Raw genomic sequence first — 20,535 nt, forward strand, 5'->3', positions numbered from 1 at the left:
GGCATCCCCATCTGCCTTTGAGGCCACATGTCGTGGCGCGCGCCCCGGGCGGTGGAGGATGCCGTGTCGTCGAACCAATTCGCATTCGATCTCGGTGATCCCCAGCCGGCTCCGGCAACCGACATCCTCTACTTCGCGCTGCTTCCGGACGAGCCCGCCGCCACGCAGGCGCTGGCAATCGCCGAAAGGGATTTCGCCGACCAGGCGGCGGACGGCTTCATCTACCGGCCCGATCGCCTGCACGTCTCCGTCGACAAGCGCTGGCAGGGCCGCGGCATACCCGACTTCGCGGTCGCGGATGCGCTGCGGCAGGGTGCGTGCATCGACGTGCCGCCGGTCGAGATCCACCTCGACAGGCTGGTCAGCAACGGCAATGGCCGCGACCGCCCACGCACCCTGGCGACGAGCGACGCCGCACCGGGCTTCAGCGCGCTGGTTCGGCAAATCGGGGCGCTCAAACGCCCGCTCGCGGCAATCCCTCACATGACGCTCTACCGGAACGATCGGGTCGCGCCGGAGATCCGCGTTTCAGAACCGGTCTCGTGGGTGGCGCGCGAACTCGTTCTGATCCATGCGCGCAAGGGGATGGGCTCCGCGAAGATCCTCGCCCGCTGGCCGCTGCTGCCGGCGCGCTAAAGCGCCCGCGGTGCCATGACCGCCTTTGGCGGCCTACGGATTGCCGCAGCCAAAGGCAGGTCACCGCGAGACAGCATCGAGCGGCAGTGGCTCGAAATGCCGACTGCCGGGACGGCCTGAGATCAGGAATGCTTCAATTGCGTGTTGCAGATGCTGTAGTAGCCGCCACCCTTCTTGATCCAGGTGAGGCCGTTCAATGAATTGTTCGCCTTGTCGGCGTTGTACTGGTCGAGGCATGTGTGCATGCGCGCCTTGCCGGCTGTTTCCGTAGAGTATTTCGCATCGACCTTGCTCGGGAAGACCACGCCCTTCGGCGCCTTGGCCGTCGTCGCGGCCGGTTCCGGAGCACTTTCCGTGTTGCTTGCAGTGGGCTCTTCATTGGTCATGGCGGTCGGCTTGGCGGCAGCTTCCGTGCCACACTGGGCTTTTCGGAAATCGTTCCACTTCATGCCATTGAGCGAGCCGGCAGCCTGCGCCGACTTATACTTCGCGCTGCACTCGCTCATGCTCAGTGCGTGTGCGCCGGATGAAAAACCAGAGGCACCAAACGCCCAAGAGGCTCCTGAACGCCAGCCTCACCACGAGAATCTGCCGCGTTTGTGACCGGATGATGGAAATTGCACCGGGCTGAAGGTAGCCGGGCAATCACGCCTTGGTGATGTGGCGGCCAGGCTTAGACGAGAAGCCCTGCCCCTCATGCCGGCGGGATGAAGGGCTGGCTGATCGTCTGGAACACCGGAAGCGCTTCAAGCATGTCTGCATGCGCCTGCAGGCACGGATAGCGCCCCACCGCGACCAGATCGGGATGCACCTCCTTGAGGAAGCGCAACACGGCCGCAACGGCAATATCCGCATGGCCGATGCGCTCGCCGAACCAGTAGGCGCCCGTGCCTTCCGAGCGGCTCGTTTCGAGAACCTGAAGCGTCTCTTCGATCTGGCGACGGCAGCGGTCGACCCAGAGCGCCGAGACCGCGCCGTGCAGCCTTTTCTCGTAGAAGAGGCTGACGGCCTTGTCGCCGAGACCGGTCGCAAGCGTGGCGACCCTCAGCGCCCGATGGCGCGCCGGTTCCGTCCGCGGGAACAGGACCCGGTCGTCGGAAACGAGACTGTCGAGATAATCGAGGATGATATGGCTGTCGGCAAGCACCGTCCCATCGTCCAGCACCAGCGTCGGCACGCGCGTCAACGGATTGTAGACGCGAAGCTCGTCGGCATTGCCGAAGGACGACCACGGACGGTGCTCAAACGGAATGTCGTAGAGGCTGAGCGCGATGCCCACGCGTCGCACGAAGGGGGAGTCGTATTGGCCGATGAGGATCATCTTGCGGTTTCCTGCCTGTGGTAGGGGTTCAAGGAACAATAGGCCGGCCCTCCATGTCAAAGGCAAAGCGCCATCGGCGGAACCCGAAACCGCACCCCTGTTTTAGCGACTTGCGGAGCGCCGCCGGAATGCCGATAAGCGCCACCAGCATACGAAACGGGAGGAGCCCATGGACGTTTCCGAAATCATCATCGCCGGCGATACGCCCGGCATCGAATGGCGCCTGCCGGTCTTCCGTTTCAAGGGCAGGACAGCCGCCGCACCCAAGACCTACATCCAGGCGGCGTTGCACGCCAACGAGCTGCCGGGCACTGCCCTCGCGCATTTCCTGCTGCAGAGGCTGCAACAGGCGGAGAAGGACGGCGCCATCCTTGGCGACATCACCGTCGTACCCCAGGCAAACCCGATCGGAGCCGCGCAGTCGCATTTCGGCGAGCTGCAGGGCCGCTTCGACCTGGGGTCGCGCACCAATTTCAACCGTGATTTCCCGTTGATTGCGCTCGGCGACCGTGACCGGCTGATCGACGATCTCGACCGTTACTCCGCAACGGACCGGCTGAAGAGGCAGCTACTGCATATGGCGCTCGGCGCCGACCTGATGCTCGATCTTCATTGCGACGACGAGGCACTGCAATACGCCTATATCGACGACGCCTTCTGGCCGGAAGCCGGCGACCTCGCCTCGGCCCTCGACATGGAAGCGGTGTTCCTTTCGGACGGCGAAAGCTCCGCCTTCGAAGAGGCTGTCGCCTATGCCTGGAAATACGAAACCGGGCAGAAGAAGACGCGCCTGCCGGGACGCCTCTCGGTGACGGTCGAGCTTCGCGGCACGCGCGACGTCTATCCGGAGCTTGCCCGCAAGGATGCCGAAGGCGTCTTCCGCTTCCTCGTCGCCCGCGGCGTCGTGACCGGTGACGAAGAAACGATCGCCCCCTTCGCCGCCATCGTCGCGCCGCTCGACAACATCGAAATGATCCGGGCCCCTGAGGCCGGCGCCATCCTGTTCCACCGGGATATCGGCGAGAGCGTGAAGACCGGCGACCTGCTCGCAACGATCCTTACGCGCCCCGGCCAGGCGGATGGTGCCCTCGAAGTGCGCGCGCCGCAGGACGGGCTGATCGTCACCCGCGTCTCGACGCGCCTTGCACGCCGGCGCTCGGACCTGATGAAGATCGCCTGCGCCGCACCGTCGAGCGCCGTGCGCAAACCCGGGTCGCTCGAAGCCTAGGCCTGCCATTGAATGTTCAAGCGGCCGTCACGCCCCCGTGGCGGCCGTCATCTTTGGGCTGTCGAGCAGGATGGTCGAGCGCAAGGTCTTGATCTCGGCGATCTGCTCGAATTCGCTCCAGAGCAGGCGCTTGTAATCGGCAACGTCGCGCACCGCGATCTTCAGGAGAAAGTCGAAATCGCCGGCGACCGTGTGGCATTCCACCACCTCCGGCATGCGCGACACCAGCTCTATGAAGCGCTGGCCGACCTTGCTTGCGGTGCGCTCCAGCGTCACCTCGACAAAGGCCTGGAAGCCGATGCCAGCTGCCTTCGGATCGACGACCACCGTCTGGCGGATGACGCCGGCCGCATAGAGCCGGGCAAGGCGGCGCGACAGCGGCGCCGGCGAAAGGCCGACCCGCGCCGCAAGCGCATTGTTGCTGAGCGATGCATCCTCCACCAGCAGGCGGATGATCCGGCGGTCGATCTGATCCAATTCCATCGCTACCTTTTCAACCATCCTCGGCCCCTAGCGCGCAAATCAGCAAATCAATTGCAGAGTTTTGCGCAAATGGCACGCTGTCGATATTGTCGCCGTGGCAAATATCGCATCGATTTTGCGCTTGCGCTGACTTAAGAAGAAAGCCGCAGGGCAGCCGGAGGAACGGCGGCCGGCAGGCTTTCTCGACCGATATCGCATCGCTGCCATTCAAGGGGGAATTTCCGGCATGTTCGACGCTCTGACCCGCCAACCCGATGATCCGTTGCTGGCCCTGATCGGGCTTTACCGCAAGGACGAGCGCCCCGGAAAGGTCGATCTCGGCGTCGGCGTCTACCGCGACGAAACCGGCCACACGCCGATCTTCCGCGCCGTGAAGGCGGCGGAGAAGCGCCTGCTCGAAACGCAGGACAGCAAATCCTATGTCGGCCCCGAAGGCGACCTCGTCTTCCTCGACCATCTCTGGACGCTGGTCGGTGGCAACACGATCGATCGCAGCCATATCGCCGGCGTGCAGACGCCGGGCGGCTCCGGCGCGCTCAGGCTCGCCGCCGACCTCATCCACCAGATGGGCGGCAAGCGCATCTGGATCGGGCTCCCGAGCTGGCCGAACCATGCCAGCATCTTCAAGACCGCAGGCCTCGAGCCCGCCGGTTACCCGTTCTTCGACGTGCCGACGCAGACCGTGCTCTTCGACAACATGATGACGGCACTCCAGGGTGCTGCAGCCGGCGACGCCGTGCTGTTGCATGCGAGCTGCCACAACCCGACCGGCGGTGTCATCACTGAGGCGCAGTGGATGGAGCTTGCCGCCGTCATCGCCGAGCGCGGCCTGCTGCCGCTCGTCGACCTCGCCTATCAGGGCTTCGGCCGCGGCCTCGACGAGGATGTCGCCGGGCTCCGCCACCTGATCGGCGTCGTGCCGGAAGCGCTGGTTGCGGTCTCCTGCTCCAAGTCCTTCGGGCTTTACCGCGAGCGCGCCGGCGCGATCTTCGCGGTGACGAGCTCGTCGTCGTCGGCCGATACGGTCCGTTCCAACCTCGCCGGCCTTGCCCGCACCAGCTACTCGATGCCGCCGGATCACGGTGCTGCCATCGTGCGGATGATCCTTTCCGACGCCGAGCTCAAGCGTGACTGGCAAGAAGAGCTCGAAACCATGCGGCTGCGCATCACCAACATCCGCCGCGCGCTCGCCGAAGGCCTGCGCGATCGCTGGCAGGCGCTCGGCGCCGTCGCCAGCCAGGAAGGCATGTTCTCGCTGCTGCCGCTCGCCGAGGCCGACGTCATGAGGCTTCGGAACGAGCACGGCATCTACATGCCCGGTTCCGGCCGCATCAACATTGCCGGCCTGAAGACGGCGGAAGTCGACGGCGTCATCGCCAACTTCAAGAACCTCTGAGGACCATGATGGCCGAGCGCAGCATCGACGCGACAGAAACCCCGACCGAACGCCATCGCCTCTACGAGGATGCGCTGGCGATCCTGACGGGCACGCTGATCATGTCGCTCGGCATCATCATCTACAGCAAGGCGATGCTACTTACGGGCAGCACGTCGGGTCTGGCGCTGCTGCTGCAATATGCGACCGGCGCCGAGTTCTGGCTGGTCTTTTCGCTCGTCAACCTGCCCTTCTACATCCTGGCGGTCAAACGGCTCGGCTGGATGTTTGCACTGCGCACCTTCATCGCCGTCAGCCTCGTTTCGCTGTTTTCCCGGCTGACCGCCGGCTGGGTGGAGATCGCCCGGCTCGACCCGATCTATGCGGCGGTTGTCGGCGGCGGGCTGATGGGCATGGGCCTGTTGATCCTCTTTCGCCATCGCACCGGGCTTGGCGGAATCAACATCGTCGCAATCTATCTCCAAGAGAGGTTCGGCATCCGTGCCGGCTATTTCCAGCTGGCAGTCGATCTCGCCATTCTGGCGGCCGCCTTCTTCGTGCTGCCGCCATCGAACCTGGTACTTTCGGTGATCGGCGCGGCGGTCGTCAACATGACGCTGGCGATCAATCACAAGCCGGGGCGCTATGCCGGCGTGACCTGACGCAAGGTCTCGGTCTTCCCTCCCGCGCATCGGGCGGCTATCACTCCTGCCACGCTTTGAAATTGCGCGATTCCCGGCGTTCGGGAATTGTTCGCTGCGGCTGGAGCATGGGCATGACGGTTACGATTTACGGCATCAAGAACTGCGACACGATGAAGAAGGCGCGCACATGGCTCGACGGCCGGGGCGTCGCCTATCGCTTCCACGACTACAAGGCCGAGGGCATCGACCGCCCGCATCTGGAGCGCTGGTGCAAGGAAGCCGGGTGGGAAACGGTGCTGAACCGCGCCGGCACGACCTTCCGCAAGCTCGACGAGGCCGATCGACAGGACCTCGACGCGCAGAAGGCAATCGCGCTGATGCTCGCTCAGCCCTCGATGATCAAGCGCCCGGTGCTCGAAGCCGACGGCAACCTGCTGATCGGCTTCAAGCCGGACCTCTACGAGGCCGTGCTCGCCAAAGCCTGATCCCATTCGGAGCGACGACGATGTCGAAGACCACGCGCGCCACGCAGATGCTTTCGAAGGCCGGCGTCGCCTTCAGCGTGCATGCCTATGATTACGACCCCAATGCGGAGCGCGTCGGCCTACAGGCGGCCGAGGCGCTCGGCGAGGATCCGGGCCGGGTGCTGAAGACGCTGATGGCCGAGGTCGACGGCAAGCCGGTCTGCTGCGTCGTGCCCTCCGACCGCGAGGTCAGCATGAAGAAGCTCGCCGCTGCCTTCGGCGGCAAGTCGGCGGCTATGATGAAGCCGGCGGACGCCGAGCGGCTGACCGGCTACCATGTCGGCGGCATCAGCCCGTTCGGCCAGAAGAAGCTGGTGCCGACGGCGATCGAGGAGGCAGCACTTGCCGAAGCGCAGGTCTACATCAATGGCGGGCAGCGCGGCCTGCAGGTGCGGCTCGCACCGCGCGACGCCCAGTCCGCGCTAAAGGCGATCGCCGCACCGCTCATCGCCTGAGGCGCTGCCATCAAAATATCACAGATGCCTTATATGAGCCGCTGATGCGGGGACGGAAAGTGCAACTTTCACATGCATGCCCGCTTTCGAACGGCGTCGGGTCTCTCTCATGGCATTTGCAAGATTTCCCAGCGCGAAGCGTCTTTTAAAGCGTCTCGCCGTCGGCATGGCAGCGCTGGTCGCGGCCATGGTCATCTACCTCGTCGGTCTTCAGTGGACCGGCAATTTCCATACGCTCGTGGCCGGTGAGGTCTACCGTTCGGCGCAGCCGACGCCGGAAGCAATCGCCGCATACTCCAAGGCCTACGGCATCCGCACCATTCTCAACCTGCGCGGCGAGAAACCGGACGAGCGCTGGTATCGCGACGAGGTTGCCGCCGCAGAGCGCAACGGTATCCGGCTCATCAACTTCCCCATGTCCGCTTCGGCCGAGATCGACCGCAAGGAAACCGACGTGCTGATGGCGATCCTTCGGGACGCACCGAAGCCGCTTCTGATCCACTGCAAGGCCGGCGCCGACCGCACCGGGCTCGTCTCGACGATCTACCTGCAGCAGATCGCAGGGGTCGACGAGGAAACGGCCGAGTGGCAGCTTTCGCCGCTCTACGGCCATGTGGCCATTCCCTATCTCACCGGCACCTTCGCCATGGACGAGACCTGGGAAGCCCTTGAGAAGTCGTTCGGGCTGAGCAGCTAGGCGACGACGGCGTCCTGGATTGACGTTCGCCGCATCAGCCCCCTCATCCGGCCTGCCGGCCTCCCCCTCCGCAAGCGGGGCGAAGGAGACGCGTGGCGCCCGTTCGTCCTCATCAACACCCCCTCATCCTCGGCCTAACTTGAGAGTGGGGCAATTCGTGTCGACGTCGCAATTCAACGCCTGCGATGTCACTTTCCAAAACTAGAAGCCGCTACCTTAGCTTCGCCAGCAGCGCCGCCAGTTGCCGCGCTTCCGCTTCTGTCAGCCGGGCGCCGACATGGGCCTCGATCGACGGGCCGTAGGTCTGCCACATGCGGGCGCGCATCGCCCGGCCGGCCTCGGTGATGACAACCCATTGGCCGCGACCGTCGGCGTCGAAGGTTTCGCGGCGGACAAGGCCTTCCTTCACCAGACGATCGATCAGACGCGAAAGATTGTACTGCGCAAGGAGGGTCCGCGCCTCGATCTCGAAGGGCCGCAGCCGGCCGTCTTCCGCCTGAACCAGTTCCCACAACACGTCGTACCAGCCGAGCGGCGGCAGGCTGGCCGCCTTGAAATCGGCCTCGATCCGCGCAAGCACGCATTCGCGCGCGCGCATCAGCCCGATCCAGGCTGCGGTCGCGTCTGGGCCAGGGCCTTTTTTGTCGGTTTTCGTTTCTTTGCTCATAGATGCAATTACATCCATCTTGAAAGTCGAAGCAAGCCCACATACATGCATGTGCATCTACTTTTGTTCAACCGGGAGATCGCCATGCTTATCCTCGTCAGCCACCATCTCTGCCCCTATGTGCAGCGCGCCTCGATCGCGCTCGACGAAAAAAGCGTTCGCTTCGAGCGAACCTATATCGACCTCAAAGCCAAGCCCGACTGGTTCCTGAAGGTTTCGCCGCTCGGCAAGGTGCCGCTGCTGCAGGTGCCGCAGCCGGGCGGCGAAGCGGTGCTGTTCGAAAGCTCCGTCATCGCCGAATATGTCGAGGAAAGCCAAGCCGGCCCGAAGCTTCACCCGCAAGATGCGCTGGAGCGCGCCCGTCATCGCGGCTGGATGGAATTCGGCTCGTCGATCCTTTCTGACCTTTGGGGTTTCGAGACGGCCCGAGACCAGGAAACCTACGAGCAGAAGCGCCAGGCGATCACCGGCAAGTTTGCGACGATGGAAGCGGCGCTCGGCGACGGCCCCTACTTTGCCGGCACACAATTCTCGCTCGTCGATGCCGTCTTCGCACCGATCTTCCGTTACTTCGATCTCTTCGACACGCTTGCAGATCACGGCATTTTCGACGGGCTCGATCGTGTCGGCGCCTGGCGCAAGGCGCTCGCCGAGCGGCCGAGCGTCAAGGCGGCCGTGACGCCGGATTACGGTGAGCGGCTGATGACCTTTCTCAGGGAACACGATGCCTATCTGCTGCGCGCCGGACAGGCATAGCGAAGAGCGCGAGATCACGCCGTCCTTCAGTTTGGCGCGCGCCTGCTCTATGACAGGGCGCAAGCCATGCTGGAGGAGCGCCTTGTGACCGACATGATCTCGACCCTGACGATTCTTGAGCCCTATCCCGGCGTCTATGCCTACTATGACGGGCGCGTTGCCGGAGTGCGGCTCTATTCGCAGGCGGCGAACTGGCTCGATGACGGCGCCTACGAACTCGGCGTCGCCTCCTACGCCATCGTCGACGGCCGCGAGGCGCTGGTCTACGACACCCATATCTCGCTCGATCACGCCCGGGCGATCCGCAACCACCTCGAAAGCCTTGGCGTCACCACGATCCGCGTCGTGCTCAGCCATTGGCACAAGGACCACGTGGCCGGAAATGCCGTCTTTGCCGATTGCGAGATCATCGCGCTCAGGCTGACGGCAGAGAAGCTTGACGAGAACCGCGAGAAGATCGAAACGGCGACGCCACCGATCCAGCCGCTCGTCATGCCGAGCCGGCTGTTCGACGAGACGCTTCTGCTGACCGTCGGGACGCGGCCGGTGGAACTGCATCACTTCGCCATCCATAGCGCCGACGGCAACGTGATCTGGCTGCCCGAGGAAAAGTTGCTGCTGGCCGGTGATACGCTCGAGGATACGACGACCTTCATCAGCGAGGCCGATCGGACGGCGACGCACATCGCCGAACTCATGCGCCTGCGGCAATGGCCGATTGCTCGGATTCTCCCGGCCCACGGCGACCGCGAACGCATCGCCAGCGGCGGCTACGGGCCGGAACTGATCGACGCCAATCGCGGCTACATCGAGCGGCTGACGCAGGCGATCTCGACCGGTGCTGCCACAGGCACGCTCAAGGAATTCGCCGCCGCGGATATCGCCTCCGGCGCGATCCTTTATTTCGCGCCGTACGAGGCCGTGCACAGGAGCAATGTCGAGCGGGTGCGTGCGGCCCTCGGCGCGCGCTGATTGCACCAAACCTCCGGCACTCAGCCTTCATTTTCGCCGCAAAGCGCTCTAAGTCTTCTTCTTCCGATTTCAGAAAGACAGGTAGATCATGACCTTTCCCGCCAATACGCCCGATCCGATCGACCCGGTGAAACTCGACAAGCTCGCGGAAGTCGCGATCCAGGTCGGCCTGCAGCTTCAGCGCGGCCAGGACCTTGTCATGACCGCGCCGGTCGCGGCGATGCCGCTTGTTCGCCTTATCACCAAGCACGCCTACAAGGCCGGTGCAGGCCTCGTGACGACTCTCTATTCGGACGAGGACACGACGCTTTCGCGTTATGCCTATGCACCGGACGAGAGCTTCGACCGGGCAAGCGACTGGTTGTTCAAGGGCATGGCCGAAGCTTTCGCCGGTGGTGCAGCGCGGCTTGCGATCTCCGGCGACAACCCGATGATGCTGTCGGCGCAGGATCCGGCCAAGGTGGCGCGCGCCAACAAGGCGAACTCGATCGCGTACAAGCCGGCGCTCGAAAAGATCTCCAACTTCGACATCAACTGGAACATCGTCTCCTACCCGAACCCGTCCTGGGCGAAGCTCGTCTTCCCTAATGATCCGGAAGAGGTTGCCGTCGAGAAGCTCGCCAACGCCATCTTCGCCGCCTCGCGCGTCGACGTCGCCGATCCGGTGGCCGCCTGGAAGGAGCACAACGCCAACCTCGCCCGGCGCTCGGCCTGGCTGAACGGCGAACGCTTTGCAGCGCTGCACTTCACCGGCCCAGGCACCGATCTGACCGTCGGGCTTGCCGATGGCCATCTCTGGTGCGGCGGCGCATCGGAGGCCAAGAACGGCGTCACCTGCAACCCGAACATCCCGACCGAGGAGGTGTTCACGACCCCGCATGCGCTGCGTGTCGAAGGCCATGTCTCCTCGACCAAGCCATTGTCGCACCAGGGCACTCTGATCGACAACATCCAGGTGCGTTTCGAGGGCGGCCGGATCGTCGAAGCCAAGGCATCGCGCGGCGAGGAAGTACTGAACAAGGTGCTCGACACCGACGAGGGCGCGCGCCGGCTCGGCGAAGTGGCTCTGGTGCCGCATTCCTCGCCGATCTCGGCAAGCGGCATCCTGTTCTACAACACGCTGTTCGACGAAAACGCCTCGTGCCACATCGCGCTCGGCCAGTGCTATTCCGGCTGCTTCGTCGACGACGCCAAGCTGACACCTGACCAGATCCGCGCCCAGGGCGGCAATTCCAGCCTCATTCACATCGACTGGATGATCGGTTCGGGCCAGGTCGACATCGACGGCGTGCGCGCCGACGGCAGCCGCGTCCCGGTCATGCGAAAGGGCGAATGGGCCTGATCATGGCCCCTCTCCAGTATCGTCCGGCCTGAAAGGCTTGTGGCCGCCGCAGGACATGCGGCGGCCTTTTCTATTGGGGAAACTGCCCCTTCAAGCGTTGGCAGCCCGCTTCAGACGCGGCATCTCCGCCGACTGGTAGAGCGACAGGACATGACCATCAGGATCGGCAAACTCCGCCGACCAGCCGCCCGGCGCATGGCTCACCGGCGTGACGATGGTGGTTCCCTTTTCGGCGAGGCCGCCCACGACATCGTCGATGCCGCCTTCGGCGAGATCGAACACGACGATCGGCGTGTTGCCCGGTTTGCTTTCCGCGACGAAGAAGATCAATTCGACCTCGTCTTCTATCTTGGCCATCAGCCAGGCGCCGGCTTCGTCGTCCTCCATGCTCTGGACGTTGAGACCCAGGACATCACGGTAGAAGGCTTCCGTCCGGGTAAGTTCCGAGACGAAATAGCAGATGGCCCCGATACGTGGTTTCGACAGCATTGGTTGATTCCCTTGTGCTTGTTACGCCGGCTTGTTGCCGCCGGTTGCCGTTTCGTGAGACGCGCGCGGCGAAAAATTGATCGCAAAGAGATGTCCATCAGGATCGTGGCTGGCAAAGGCGGCGCGTCCGCTCCGCGTGATCGGCAGCAACGCCTGGCGGATGCGGCCGCTTTCGAGCGGATAACGAAGCCCGGTCAACTCCAGACTGGTCTCGACATGGCCGGCATCACGCCAGGCCCGGCGCAGCATCAGGATGCGCTGGCGCAGCGCTTCATCGGAAATGCCAAGGAGGTGACGGATTTCGAGGCGATTGTGGCCGGCGATCGCAAGCAGCATCACGATCCTGAGACTGGGGGAAAGCGTGGCGGCGAAGGCGAGCGGATCGGCGGAACTGGCGTCTTCCGCTTCTGGGATATCAAGCTGCTGCTCCCGGCGAAGTCGGCGAGCGGCAGTACGCGCCTGCATCGCCGCGAGCTTGCGGAGAACGCCGCAGAACCAGGCGCGATCGCTGCCGGTCGGAAAGCGCCCTGCTTTGAGCGCCACGATCAGCGCCTCATGCAGCAAATCCTCCGCTTCTGCTGCGCGGCGCGTCTGGCGCCTGGCGAAACGGAGGAGATCAAAATAGTGCGCCGGCGTCAGTTGCTCGGTCATTGCGGCATGCGCTTCCTGGGAATTGAGGTCCCGGCAATGTGAAGCGCATGCCCTGTGGTTGCAAGCCCGCTTTCAGGCCCGCGCCGGTCGCACCTTCGGGGCGAGTTGCGCGCGCTGGCTGAGCCAGACGCTGAGGAAGACGACGAGGATGCCGAGCGCCTGGACCGGTGTCAGCTGCTCTCCGAGCACGCCCCAGCCGAGCAGGATGGCGACGACGGGGCTCAAGAAACCGAGCGGCGACACGGCAGAAGGCTCGAGGCGCGAGAGGCCGCGGAACCAGAGCAGATAGGTGAAGGCGGCGCCGATCAGGCCGAGATAGGCAAGACCGAGGACGTTGGCCGTCGTCAGCGGCGGCAGCGACGGCTCGAAGAACAGCGCCACCGGCACGAGCATGAGGCCACCGGCCGCCAATTGCCAGGCGGTGAAGGTGAGCGGCGGCACCGGCGGCGCCCAGTGGCGGCTGAGCACCGTGCCGAAGGCCATAGAGACCGCGCCGGCGAGACCGGCGAGCACCCCGAGCGGATCGAGCGCGGCGCCGGGCGTGAGCACCAGTAGGGCAACGCCGGCGATGCCCGCAAGGCCGGCGACGACGCTGAGCAGACGGATCGGCGAGCCCAGGAAGACGCGCGACAGGAGGATGACGATCAGCGGCTGTACGGCACCCACCGTGGCGGCGACGCCGCCCGGCAACCTGTAAGCCGAAACGAAGAGCATCGCCCAGAAGAAGGAAAAGTTGAGTGCGCCGAGCACGAAGGTGCGTGGCCACCAGATGCCTTCCGGCAACCGCCGGACGATGAGCAGCAGGAGCAGCCCGGCCGGAAGCGCCCGTAGCATGGCGACCGTCAGCGGATAGCCGGACGGCAGGAACTGCGTGGTGACGAGGTAGGTGCTGCCCCAAATGGCAGGTGCCAGCGCGGTCAAGGCAAGGTCGACGGTGCGTTTCGAGCTCATATCTTTACCTCAAGAATCTCTATATCAAGATAAATTGAGGATAACGCGGTTTATCTCTAAGTCAAGATACTCTATGCTGAGATAAATGTATGGGGGTATTGATGGATCGCGTCGACAGGATTTTGGCCCAATGGCACCGGGAGCGGCCGGACCTTGACGTTTCGGCCATGGGCCTGCTTGGCCGGCTCTCACGGGTCTCGACACATATCGCCCGTGAAATCGAAAAGTCGTTTTCCGAACGCGGGTTGAATGCGTCGAGCTTCGACGTGCTTGCGACGCTTCGTCGGTCCGGGCCGCCCTATCGGCTTTCGCCCGGAGAACTTCTCGATACGACCATGGTCAGTTCCGGCACCATGACGAACCGCATCGATCAGTTGGAAAAGGCGGGGCTCGTCGAACGGATCGCCAATCCCGAGGACAGGCGGGGCGTGATCATCGCCTTGACGGAAGAAGGCTTGCGCCGTGTCGACGAAGCCGCGACCGCGCATGTGGCCAACCAGCATCGCGTGGTTTCCGCGCTCTCGCCCGAGGAACGCGTGGTGCTCAACGCACTGCTGCGCAAATATCTCGCGACGTTCGAGTAGCCGCGATCATAGACTTGAGGCAAGCCGGCGGACGCGCTCCAGATGCGCCTTGCGCTTGGCGTCGGTCGCCCGGTCCATGTCGTGCAGCGCCAGCATGCGGAAGTTCAGCCCCTTGGCGCAGAAGGCGGCGATGCCGCGCTTCAACAGCCGCTTCACCGGATTGCCCATATAGAGATGCACCACCCACCAGGGCGAGCCGGTCGTCGTCAGCGCCCAGAAGAGCTTGATATTGTTGAGCCGCGGAATGATGCGGCCGCCGGCCGGGTCGTTGTCGAAGGCGACACCCGGCGCAAAGACGCGATCGAAGAAGCCCTTCAGGATCGCCGGAAAATTGAACCACCACTGCGGAAAGACGAGCACCAGCCCGTCGGCCGCCTGCAGCCGCGCGATCCAATCTGCCGTGCTTGAGCGATCATAGGCGTCGGTGAAGTAGCTGCCGCGCTCGGCAACGGTGAGGCGCGGATCGAAATCCTCGCGATAGAGGTCGAGCAAGTCGACCGAATGACCGTTCGCCTCCAAGGCGGCGCGCGCCTGACGCGCTACGCTTGCGGCAAAACTGTCTTCGAGCGGGTGAGCAAGCACGAGCAGGATGCGCATCCGGCGTTCCCTAACATATCGATCTGGAATCAAGATCCGTAGCCGGGAAAATGAGCTGAAAAATCAACCGAATACAATGCCGTTTTTCGCGAGCGACGAGCGGCACCGAAGAATGATAGCCGGCTCACTGTTCTTAGACCTGAGATCCTCCAGATCCTGCCCGCGCCTCCAGCGCCAGTGCGTCGAAGGCGGAGGGCGCGCGGCGCACCGACCAGGCGGAAATCAACTGCGCGGCTTGGTCCTCGGCGGCCTGCCCCGGACCGAGCTCCAGATCGTAACGTTGTCCGAAGTGAATGCGGTGAAAATCATCCGCGGCGCTGCCAATCGGCCGGTCGGCGCGAAGCCGTACGCGCCGGACCAGTTCGTCGAGTTCACAGTGAAGCGCGACAAAAAACACGTCGAACGGCTGAAACATCACCGCGAGCTCGGACGCCCAGCCGGGCTCCTCGAGAATGTGCTCCAGCAGGAGATTGTTGCCGGCTGACGCATAGGCGACCAGCGAGCGGTGGAACCCGTCGAAGAAGCGCGCTCGATGTTCCTTCCAGCAAAAATCGCCGCGGCGGAACCGTTCCATCGGCACCGTTCCCGAATCGCGAAGATGGTCGATCGAGACATGCCAGAACGGCTCGCCCATCTGCGCCTGGACCGCCCGCGCCAACGTCGATTTTCCGCTGCTGGAGGCCCCGTGGATGAAGATAATCTTGGCTCGCTCGACCATGCCGGGCTCCGTCGCTGTCGTGGGAACGCTGGCGTTACGCCGTCGCCATGACAGCGGGATGACGCGCTAGAACAGGTTGCCCTGTTTCGGCGGGTCCCCCGCCGCCTCTGCAGGTTTTGTCTGCTTCTTGCGCGGCACAGTCGGCGGGGAAGCCGGCTCGCCCTCGCCTTCGCCGGCAATCGCCGAAACGCGACCGTCGGCGAACTCCAGGCTGAGCGTCATGCCAACCGAGACGGATGCAGCCTGGCGCACCGGCCCGCCTTCGGCGTCACGCACCAGCGCAAAGCCGCGCTGCAGGACGTTGCGATAGGAAAGCGACTGCAGGATGCGGTCCTGGGCGACGATGACGCTGCGCAGGCGGCGCACGTCGGCCCGCACGGCCGCATCGGACCGGGCCGCAAGGCCGGCGACGCGATCGGATGCCCGATGGATCTGGCCGATGAGGCGCGAAGGCAAGGCGCGCAATGCAGCGTCGGCCGCCGAAACCCGCGCCTCGCCGCGATGTACTTGCCGCTCGACGATGCGGTCGGCCTTGTTCATGGCGTCGACCAGGCGCTGGCGGCGCTCGGAAAGCTTGCCCTTGAGAAGATCGGCACGCAACTCGGCCGAGGCGCGCTCGAACTGGCGCCGCTTGTTGGCTGTGTTCATCGTGAGGCCGCGCCCGAGCCCGAGGGCGGCCTCGTCGAAGCGGCGGCGCGGCAACGCCAGCAACTGGTCGAGCGACGGCAGCGCCCGTGCGAGCGCCCGCACCGACTGGCGGCGATTGTCCATCTGGCGGCCGACGGCCGACTTGAGGCGGGCCGACAGGCCAGAGAGACCGGCTTCGAGATCGGCCCTGACCGGCACTGCCATTTCGGCAGCACCCGTCGGCGTTGGCGCGCGCTGGTCGGCGGCATAGTCGATCAGCGTCCAGTCGGTCTCGTGGCCGACGGCAGAAATCAATGGGATCTCGGAGGCGGCGGCTGCGCGCACGACGGCCTCGTCGTTGAAGCCCCAGAGGTCTTCGAGGCTACCGCCACCACGCGCAACGATCAGCACATCCGGCCGCGCAATCGGCCCGCCGGGCTCGACCGCGTTGAAGCCGCGGATCGCCGCTGCCACCTCGTCACCCGAGCCATCGCCCTGCACCCGAACCGGCCAGACGACGACATGGACGGGAAAGCGATCGGCAATGCGGTGCAGGATATCGCGGATGACGGCGCCGGTCGGCGACGTCACGACGCCGATCACCTTGGGCATATAGGGCAACGGCCTCTTGCGATTGGCGTCGAACAGCCCTTCGGCGGCGAGCTTGCGCTTGCGCTCTTCGAGCAGCGCCATCAGCGCGCCGGCGCCGGCGGGCTCCATCGTCTCGATGACGATCTGATACTTCGACGAGCCGGGGAAGGTCGTGACCTTGCCGGTCGCGATCACCTCCATGCCCTCTTCCGGACGGAAGCGCAGCCGCGAGAAGGTGCCCTTCCAGATCACCGCGTCGATGCGCGCGCGGTCGTCCTTGAGCGCGAAATAGGCGTGGCCCGAGGAATGCGGGCCGCGATAGCCCGAGATCTCGCCGCGCACGCGCACCTGGTCGAAGGTCTGTTCGACCGTTCGCTTGATCGAGCCCGAAAGCTCGGACACCGAATATTCGGTGAGGTTGCTCGGAGAATCGTTGTCGAAGAAAGAGGCCATTGCCTCTTTTACCGCACCCTTCGCCGAAGGCCAGCACATCCCTCACGCTTTCCACGCGCCAGGGGCGTGGCGCTCAAGGCGACAGCGTGTAGAGCCGGATGGGTGAGCCTTCCGACACCGGCAGCGGCGTCAGAAACGCCGGCACGCGCCCGGCGGCGAGGTCGGCATAGAGACCATCGGGGGCGCGGGCAGCTATGATCTGCGTTTGCACGTCGACGGCGCAGAAGGCGAGCACGGGCTGGCCGAGCTGATGCAACAGGACGGCTGCGACTTCAGGCTCGGCCAGGCCGATCTTCAATTCGCGGAGCATGCCGGCGGCATTGCGATGATAGGGGGCACTGAGCACGCGGTGTTCCGTGCGGCGAAGCAGCGTCGCGCCGATATCCGACGGCCCGACGACCAGCGACGGCGCAAGCCGCTCAATATCGGCAAGTGCGACGTCGCTCAGGCACGCCTCGCCGTTGGTGACCGCTCTTTCTGCCGCAGCAAACCCGTTGATCCCCTTTTCCGCAAGCGTTCCGGCAATGGCCCACGTCGCCGGAACGGAAACGAGCAGCGCGCCGACATAGAGAAGGGAGGCGCGGGACCCAGCCGTTCCGCCGCCCGACCGCGCGCGCAGATCGGCCAGCAGCAGCGCCATCGGCACGATGGCGAGCAGGTTGGAGAATGCCATGCCGCGGACCTGGACAAGCGCGATCGCCAGGCTCGAAAACACCAGGGCCAGGAGCACGAGATGGAGATCGACCCGGTCGCGACGCCAGATGCGCCAGACGCAGATGGCCGAGGCAAAGGCGCCGGTGAAATAGTAAGCGCCGATATTGGTCGGCTCCTGCGCCGCGATCAGCGCGACGGAACGGGCTTCGGAGACCTGGTCGAGCCAGAGCTCGACGAGCAACGGATCGAGACCGGCCAGCGGATTGCCGACGCATTCCGGCGCCACCGCCAGGGCGACCGCGACAACGCCGAGACCGCAGAGAGCGAGCGCGCCGAGGCGCAGCGCCGGCGCGCGGTGGCTGACCGTGACGGCCGCGAGCGCCAGGAGGACGCCGCCGGTCAGCGCCAGCGAGTAGAAGGCGATCGAGAGATTGTCGCAGGTCGCGACGAAATAGAGGCGCGGCGGCACGGTCGAAAAGAAGATGACGCTGAGGCCCGTTGCCAGCGACAGGCCGAATGCGACGGTCGCGCGGGCGGCCGGTTGGCCGGCCCAGAGCCATTGGCAGGCAACGATGGCGCAGACGACGGCCACGAAGGGCGTGGTTTCCGCACCGACGGCGATCGCGATGGCCGCCGCCACCCCGGCAAGCGCATAGTTCAGGGCACGATACCGGCGATCGACGAGCATGGCCACCATGACCGCGGCCAGCACCAGTTGTACATTGTGGTGGTCGATCGCGCCCCCGAGGAAGCGGTTCGACGTGGCGATGTAGATCGCAGTCAGCCCCAGGCAGAAATGCATGGCGGCCGTGCCGCCCGCCCGACGTCCGGCGAGCCCCATCACCGCCAGCAGCGCGACCGCGAGCGCCATCGGCCAGATCGCCAGCGCCAGGACTTCCGCCTGCGCCACGCCGACAAAGGGCCGGAACATGAACATCAGCCCGGCGATCGGCAGGTCGATCAGGCGCGACCAGTGCATCAGCGTCCCACCCTCGAGCCCCAGGCGGGGCTGCGTCAGGTCGAACCAGCTCTGGCCGGCAAGGAGGTCGCGCACCTCGACCAGGCGCATGGCATCGTCATTGTCGCGGCCGAGATAATCCGGTGCCCGCATGAACTGGATGACGAGGAAAAGAACCGTGGGCACGCCATAGGCGAGCCCCATCCATAGGAGGTTCGACGAGAACCGTCGCTGCCTGGGCATCGCCGCCATTTCCGGTAGTGCTGCCGTGCCGCCCGACATACGTCTCCGCCCCCTCTTGATCGCGCGGAGCTTACGCCCCTGCGATCAAGAAAGCGTAAAGCGCACGGCAGCGGCGCATGCCGCTTGGACCGCCCCGCGCGGCGCACCTTGGCACCTTGTTAACACCCTGATCCTATGATGGCGCGATCCAACAGCAACCGAGCCACCCTGATGTTCGACCGCTTCAACATCGCCGTTCTCCTGCCTTGCTACAACGAAGCGTCGACCATCGGACAGGTGGTCCAGGGTTTCCAGACGGCACTGCCGACGGCACGCATCTTCGTCTATGACAACAACTCGACCGACGGCACCGCGCTGAAGGCGATGCTCGCCGGCGCGACCGTCGTGCGCGAGCGCCGGCAGGGCAAGGGGCACGTGGTGCGGCGCATGCTCGCCGATATCGACGCTGACATCTACGTCATGGCGGACGGCGACAGCACCTATTGCCCGACCGATGCGGAAGATCTGATCCGCACCCTGATCACCGAGCGCGCCGACATGGTCGTCGGAACGCGTCGCGGGGTCCACGACGACGCCGGCCGGCAGGGCCACGCCTTCGGCAACAGGCTCTTCAACATTCTCTATCGGGAAATTTTCGGCACGGATTTCAACGACATCTTCTCCGGTTACCGCGTGCTCTCGCGGCGCTTTGCCAAGAGCTTCCCGGCCATTTCCAACGGCTTCGAAATCGAGACGGAGATGTCGGTCCATGCCTCGCGTCTCAAGTTGCCGGTCGCGGAACTTGAACTGGACTATGGCCGGCGCCCGGAAGGGTCCCATTCCAAGCTGTCGACCTACAAGGACGGCGCCAAGATCCTCTGGACCTTCGCGATGCTCATGAAGGAAACGCGGCCCTTCACGTTCTTCGGCGTGATCGCCATGGCCTTCTTTGCGACGAGCATCGGCTTCATGATGCCCGTCCTGCTCGAATATTTCGCGACCGGGCTCGTGCCGCGCATGCCCACCTGGGTCTTTGCGCTGGCCATGCTGATGATGTCGATCATCACGTTCACGGCAGGCCTGATCCTCGATTCGGTCTCGCGCGCCCGCACCGAGCAGCTCCGGCTGCACTACATCGCAACCCCTTCGCGGGCCATGCCGGCCGAGAGCGTCGACATCCAGGAGGCCGGATTGCAGTCGGCACCACGCATTGTGCGGGAGCGCCGCGGATGAACCGGGAAACGACCAATCGCATCCGCTTCCTGATCGAAGACGTCATTCCACCGATCCTCAGAGATTCGCGCCTGTTCAAGGGCATGGCGAGCCTCGCCTGGGGCAAGCACATCGCGCATCTCGCCGACTTTCGCGCACGGGCGCCGTTCCTGTCGGCGAACGAGTACGAGGACCTCTACCGGCAGCATCCCCGGGTGCACGAGGGAACGGATAACTCCGAAGCCTGCGTGCGCAAGATCGCGGCAAGCGTCGTCGGCGACAGCGTCTGCGACGTTGGTTGCGGCACCGGTGTTCTCCTGAAGCAGATCCGGGAGACCAAACCTGGCCTCACGCGCCTCGCCGGCGTCGACTTCGCAATCGACGATGCAGCCCGGATCGAAGGCATCGAATACCACGCCGCGATGATCGAAGACCTGCCCTTTGCGGACGGTGAATTCGACACGGTCGTCTGCACGCATGTGATCGAGCACATTCTCGACTATCGCAAGGCGATCGCCGAGCTTCGCCGGATCACCCGCCGGCGGCTGATCATCGTCGTGCCGCGCGAGCGCGAGTATCGCTACACCTTCAATCCGCACTTCAACTTCTTCCCCTACACCCACTCCTTCCTGCGGGCGATGCATCCGGTTCCAGCCGCGCACACATGTGTCGATATCGGCCGCGACATCTTCTATTGCGAAGACAGAACTGCCGCGGCGGAGTGAGGC

Annotated in this window: 25 protein-coding genes; 13 read left to right on the forward strand and 12 right to left on the reverse strand. The window is 64.7% G+C overall.

The genetic code is table 11. From position 1 onward, the window contains the following. Positions 1–27: 27 nt before the first annotated feature. Positions 28–636, forward strand: coding sequence for a 2'-5' RNA ligase family protein (locus IB267_RS13880; RefSeq protein ID WP_192448102.1), 609 nt, complete (start codon positions 28–30; stop codon positions 634–636). Positions 637–758: 122 nt separating this feature from the next. Here IB267_RS13880 and IB267_RS13885 read toward each other — a convergent pair whose 3' ends face one another. Together IB267_RS13885 and IB267_RS13890 are read right to left on the reverse strand one after the other, a co-directional pair. Further along, entirely contained in the window at positions 759–1,142 is a 384-nt protein-coding gene (locus IB267_RS13885; RefSeq protein WP_192448103.1) for a hypothetical protein, read from the reverse strand. 188 nt (positions 1,143–1,330) lie between these two features. Then, positions 1,331–1,957 carry a glutathione S-transferase family protein gene (locus IB267_RS13890; RefSeq protein ID WP_192448104.1) on the reverse strand — a complete coding sequence of 209 codons (627 nt, stop codon included), beginning with the start codon at positions 1,955–1,957 and terminating at the stop codon, positions 1,331–1,333. Positions 1,958–2,126: 169 nt separating this feature from the next. On the opposite strand from IB267_RS13890, the gene IB267_RS13895 reads away from it, so the two are divergent. Then, entirely contained in the window at positions 2,127–3,185 is a 1,059-nt protein-coding gene (locus tag IB267_RS13895) for a succinylglutamate desuccinylase/aspartoacylase family protein (RefSeq protein ID WP_192448105.1), read from the forward strand. Between the two features lie 27 nt (positions 3,186–3,212). Here IB267_RS13895 and IB267_RS13900 read toward each other — a convergent pair whose 3' ends face one another. Beyond that, positions 3,213–3,668, reverse strand: a complete 456-nt coding sequence (locus IB267_RS13900; protein ID WP_246764919.1) for an Lrp/AsnC family transcriptional regulator — start codon at positions 3,666–3,668, stop codon at positions 3,213–3,215. A gap of 10 nt (positions 3,669–3,678) precedes the next feature. Continuing rightward, complete coding sequence (locus IB267_RS13905) at positions 3,679–3,879, reverse strand: hypothetical protein (protein WP_192448106.1); 201 nt, start codon at positions 3,877–3,879, stop codon at positions 3,679–3,681. A 15-nt stretch (positions 3,880–3,894) separates the two neighbouring features. On the opposite strand from IB267_RS13905, the gene tatA reads away from it, so the two are divergent. The 5 genes from tatA to IB267_RS13930 all read left to right on the forward strand — a co-directional run bounded on the left by tatA (position 3,895) and on the right by IB267_RS13930 (position 7,363). Beyond that, on the forward strand, positions 3,895–5,064 hold the full coding sequence (tatA, locus tag IB267_RS13910; RefSeq protein ID WP_192448107.1) for a tyrosine aminotransferase: 1,170 nt from the start codon (positions 3,895–3,897) through the stop codon (positions 5,062–5,064). A gap of 8 nt (positions 5,065–5,072) precedes the next feature. Further along, on the forward strand, positions 5,073–5,705 hold the full coding sequence (locus IB267_RS13915; RefSeq protein WP_192448327.1) for a YitT family protein: 633 nt from the start codon (positions 5,073–5,075) through the stop codon (positions 5,703–5,705). A gap of 113 nt (positions 5,706–5,818) precedes the next feature. Beyond that, positions 5,819–6,172, forward strand: a complete 354-nt coding sequence (locus IB267_RS13920; protein ID WP_192448108.1) for an ArsC family reductase — start codon at positions 5,819–5,821, stop codon at positions 6,170–6,172. A gap of 20 nt (positions 6,173–6,192) precedes the next feature. Continuing rightward, the gene (gene ybaK / locus IB267_RS13925) at positions 6,193–6,666 is read left to right on the forward strand and encodes a Cys-tRNA(Pro) deacylase (RefSeq protein ID WP_192448109.1); all 474 of its coding nucleotides are present in this window, start codon (positions 6,193–6,195) and stop codon (positions 6,664–6,666) included. A gap of 109 nt (positions 6,667–6,775) precedes the next feature. Continuing rightward, positions 6,776–7,363, forward strand: a complete 588-nt coding sequence (locus IB267_RS13930; RefSeq protein WP_246810625.1) for a dual specificity protein phosphatase family protein — start codon at positions 6,776–6,778, stop codon at positions 7,361–7,363. Positions 7,364–7,574: 211 nt separating this feature from the next. On the opposite strand, the gene IB267_RS13935 is transcribed toward IB267_RS13930, so the two are convergent. Continuing rightward, positions 7,575–8,030: a MarR family winged helix-turn-helix transcriptional regulator gene (locus tag IB267_RS13935; protein WP_246810626.1), complete on the reverse strand. Its 456-nt coding sequence runs from the start codon at positions 8,028–8,030 to the stop codon at positions 7,575–7,577. Positions 8,031–8,114: 84 nt separating this feature from the next. Here IB267_RS13935 and IB267_RS13940 point away from each other — a divergent pair, with 84 nt between their 5' ends. From IB267_RS13940 to IB267_RS13950, 3 genes are all read left to right on the forward strand, one after another. After that, the gene (locus IB267_RS13940) at positions 8,115–8,786 is read left to right on the forward strand and encodes a glutathione S-transferase family protein (protein WP_246810627.1); all 672 of its coding nucleotides are present in this window, start codon (positions 8,115–8,117) and stop codon (positions 8,784–8,786) included. A gap of 93 nt (positions 8,787–8,879) precedes the next feature. Continuing rightward, positions 8,880–9,758 carry an MBL fold metallo-hydrolase gene (locus IB267_RS13945; protein ID WP_246810662.1) on the forward strand — a complete coding sequence of 293 codons (879 nt, stop codon included), beginning with the start codon at positions 8,880–8,882 and terminating at the stop codon, positions 9,756–9,758. Between the two features lie 88 nt (positions 9,759–9,846). After that, positions 9,847–11,100 (forward strand): aminopeptidase, encoded by a 1,254-nt coding sequence (locus tag IB267_RS13950; protein WP_192448113.1) that lies wholly within the window; start codon positions 9,847–9,849, stop codon positions 11,098–11,100. Positions 11,101–11,190: 90 nt separating this feature from the next. Here the strand turns inward: IB267_RS13950 and IB267_RS13955 are convergent, their stop codons facing one another. From IB267_RS13955 to IB267_RS13965, 3 genes are all read right to left on the reverse strand, one after another. After that, positions 11,191–11,589 (reverse strand): VOC family protein, encoded by a 399-nt coding sequence (locus IB267_RS13955; RefSeq protein WP_192448114.1) that lies wholly within the window; start codon positions 11,587–11,589, stop codon positions 11,191–11,193. Positions 11,590–11,610: 21 nt separating this feature from the next. Further along, positions 11,611–12,240, reverse strand: coding sequence for an RNA polymerase sigma factor (locus tag IB267_RS13960; RefSeq protein WP_192448115.1), 630 nt, complete (start codon positions 12,238–12,240; stop codon positions 11,611–11,613). 72 nt (positions 12,241–12,312) lie between these two features. Continuing rightward, the gene (locus IB267_RS13965; RefSeq protein ID WP_192448116.1) at positions 12,313–13,191 is read right to left on the reverse strand and encodes an EamA family transporter; all 879 of its coding nucleotides are present in this window, start codon (positions 13,189–13,191) and stop codon (positions 12,313–12,315) included. 101 nt (positions 13,192–13,292) lie between these two features. Here IB267_RS13965 and IB267_RS13970 point away from each other — a divergent pair, with 101 nt between their 5' ends. Next, positions 13,293–13,775 carry a MarR family winged helix-turn-helix transcriptional regulator gene (locus IB267_RS13970; RefSeq protein WP_371742533.1) on the forward strand — a complete coding sequence of 161 codons (483 nt, stop codon included), beginning with the start codon at positions 13,293–13,295 and terminating at the stop codon, positions 13,773–13,775. Positions 13,776–13,781: 6 nt separating this feature from the next. Here the strand turns inward: IB267_RS13970 and IB267_RS13975 are convergent, their stop codons facing one another. The 4 genes from IB267_RS13975 to IB267_RS13990 form a co-directional block, all read right to left on the reverse strand. Beyond that, positions 13,782–14,372: an NAD(P)H-dependent oxidoreductase gene (locus IB267_RS13975; RefSeq protein WP_192448118.1), complete on the reverse strand. Its 591-nt coding sequence runs from the start codon at positions 14,370–14,372 to the stop codon at positions 13,782–13,784. A gap of 133 nt (positions 14,373–14,505) precedes the next feature. Beyond that, positions 14,506–15,090, reverse strand: coding sequence for a chloramphenicol phosphotransferase CPT family protein (locus tag IB267_RS13980; protein WP_192448119.1), 585 nt, complete (start codon positions 15,088–15,090; stop codon positions 14,506–14,508). Positions 15,091–15,156: 66 nt separating this feature from the next. Next, positions 15,157–16,761 (reverse strand): exodeoxyribonuclease VII large subunit, encoded by a 1,605-nt coding sequence (xseA, locus tag IB267_RS13985; protein ID WP_192448120.1) that lies wholly within the window; start codon positions 16,759–16,761, stop codon positions 15,157–15,159. 73 nt (positions 16,762–16,834) lie between these two features. Continuing rightward, positions 16,835–18,616 (reverse strand): hypothetical protein, encoded by a 1,782-nt coding sequence (locus IB267_RS13990; protein ID WP_246810628.1) that lies wholly within the window; start codon positions 18,614–18,616, stop codon positions 16,835–16,837. 177 nt (positions 18,617–18,793) lie between these two features. Between IB267_RS13990 and IB267_RS13995 the strand changes: the two genes are divergently transcribed. After that, complete coding sequence (locus IB267_RS13995; RefSeq protein ID WP_192448329.1) at positions 18,794–19,828, forward strand: glycosyltransferase family 2 protein; 1,035 nt, start codon at positions 18,794–18,796, stop codon at positions 19,826–19,828. After that, positions 19,825–20,532 (forward strand): class I SAM-dependent methyltransferase, encoded by a 708-nt coding sequence (locus IB267_RS14000; RefSeq protein ID WP_192448122.1) that lies wholly within the window; start codon positions 19,825–19,827, stop codon positions 20,530–20,532. Before IB267_RS13995 ends, IB267_RS14000 begins: the two co-directional genes overlap by 4 nt. The last annotated feature ends 3 nt before the right edge of the window (positions 20,533–20,535 follow it).

Origin of the sequence: Ensifer sp. ENS09, assembly GCF_014852425.1 — a bacterium.
In the GTDB taxonomy this organism is placed as follows: domain Bacteria; phylum Pseudomonadota; class Alphaproteobacteria; order Rhizobiales; family Rhizobiaceae; genus Ensifer.

Bases quoted from the DNA above. Each gene is read 5' to 3' on its own strand.
- IB267_RS13880 (WP_192448102.1), top strand. From the start codon at position 28: ATGTCGTGGCGCGCGCCCCGGGCGGTGGAGGATGCCGTGTCGTCGAAC.
- IB267_RS13885 (WP_192448103.1), bottom strand. From the start codon at position 1,142: ATGAGCGAGTGCAGCGCGAAGTATAAGTCGGCGCAGGCTGCCGGCTCG.
- IB267_RS13890 (WP_192448104.1), bottom strand. From the start codon at position 1,957: ATGATCCTCATCGGCCAATACGACTCCCCCTTCGTGCGACGCGTGGGC.
- IB267_RS13895 (WP_192448105.1), top strand. From the start codon at position 2,127: ATGGACGTTTCCGAAATCATCATCGCCGGCGATACGCCCGGCATCGAA.
- IB267_RS13900 (WP_246764919.1), bottom strand. From the start codon at position 3,668: ATGGAATTGGATCAGATCGACCGCCGGATCATCCGCCTGCTGGTGGAG.
- tatA (WP_192448107.1), top strand. From the start codon at position 3,895: ATGTTCGACGCTCTGACCCGCCAACCCGATGATCCGTTGCTGGCCCTG.
- IB267_RS13915 (WP_192448327.1), top strand. From the start codon at position 5,073: ATGGCCGAGCGCAGCATCGACGCGACAGAAACCCCGACCGAACGCCAT.
- IB267_RS13920 (WP_192448108.1), top strand. From the start codon at position 5,819: ATGACGGTTACGATTTACGGCATCAAGAACTGCGACACGATGAAGAAG.
- ybaK (WP_192448109.1), top strand. From the start codon at position 6,193: ATGTCGAAGACCACGCGCGCCACGCAGATGCTTTCGAAGGCCGGCGTC.
- IB267_RS13930 (WP_246810625.1), top strand. From the start codon at position 6,776: ATGGCATTTGCAAGATTTCCCAGCGCGAAGCGTCTTTTAAAGCGTCTC.
- IB267_RS13935 (WP_246810626.1), bottom strand. From the start codon at position 8,030: ATGAGCAAAGAAACGAAAACCGACAAAAAAGGCCCTGGCCCAGACGCG.
- IB267_RS13940 (WP_246810627.1), top strand. From the start codon at position 8,115: ATGCTTATCCTCGTCAGCCACCATCTCTGCCCCTATGTGCAGCGCGCC.
- IB267_RS13945 (WP_246810662.1), top strand. From the start codon at position 8,880: ATGATCTCGACCCTGACGATTCTTGAGCCCTATCCCGGCGTCTATGCC.
- IB267_RS13950 (WP_192448113.1), top strand. From the start codon at position 9,847: ATGACCTTTCCCGCCAATACGCCCGATCCGATCGACCCGGTGAAACTC.
- IB267_RS13955 (WP_192448114.1), bottom strand. From the start codon at position 11,589: ATGCTGTCGAAACCACGTATCGGGGCCATCTGCTATTTCGTCTCGGAA.
- IB267_RS13960 (WP_192448115.1), bottom strand. From the start codon at position 12,240: ATGACCGAGCAACTGACGCCGGCGCACTATTTTGATCTCCTCCGTTTC.
- IB267_RS13965 (WP_192448116.1), bottom strand. From the start codon at position 13,191: ATGAGCTCGAAACGCACCGTCGACCTTGCCTTGACCGCGCTGGCACCT.
- IB267_RS13970 (WP_371742533.1), top strand. From the start codon at position 13,293: ATGGATCGCGTCGACAGGATTTTGGCCCAATGGCACCGGGAGCGGCCG.
- IB267_RS13975 (WP_192448118.1), bottom strand. From the start codon at position 14,372: ATGCGCATCCTGCTCGTGCTTGCTCACCCGCTCGAAGACAGTTTTGCC.
- IB267_RS13980 (WP_192448119.1), bottom strand. From the start codon at position 15,090: ATGGTCGAGCGAGCCAAGATTATCTTCATCCACGGGGCCTCCAGCAGC.
- xseA (WP_192448120.1), bottom strand. From the start codon at position 16,761: ATGGCCTCTTTCTTCGACAACGATTCTCCGAGCAACCTCACCGAATAT.
- IB267_RS13990 (WP_246810628.1), bottom strand. From the start codon at position 18,616: ATGCCCAGGCAGCGACGGTTCTCGTCGAACCTCCTATGGATGGGGCTC.
- IB267_RS13995 (WP_192448329.1), top strand. From the start codon at position 18,794: ATGGCGCGATCCAACAGCAACCGAGCCACCCTGATGTTCGACCGCTTC.
- IB267_RS14000 (WP_192448122.1), top strand. From the start codon at position 19,825: ATGAACCGGGAAACGACCAATCGCATCCGCTTCCTGATCGAAGACGTC.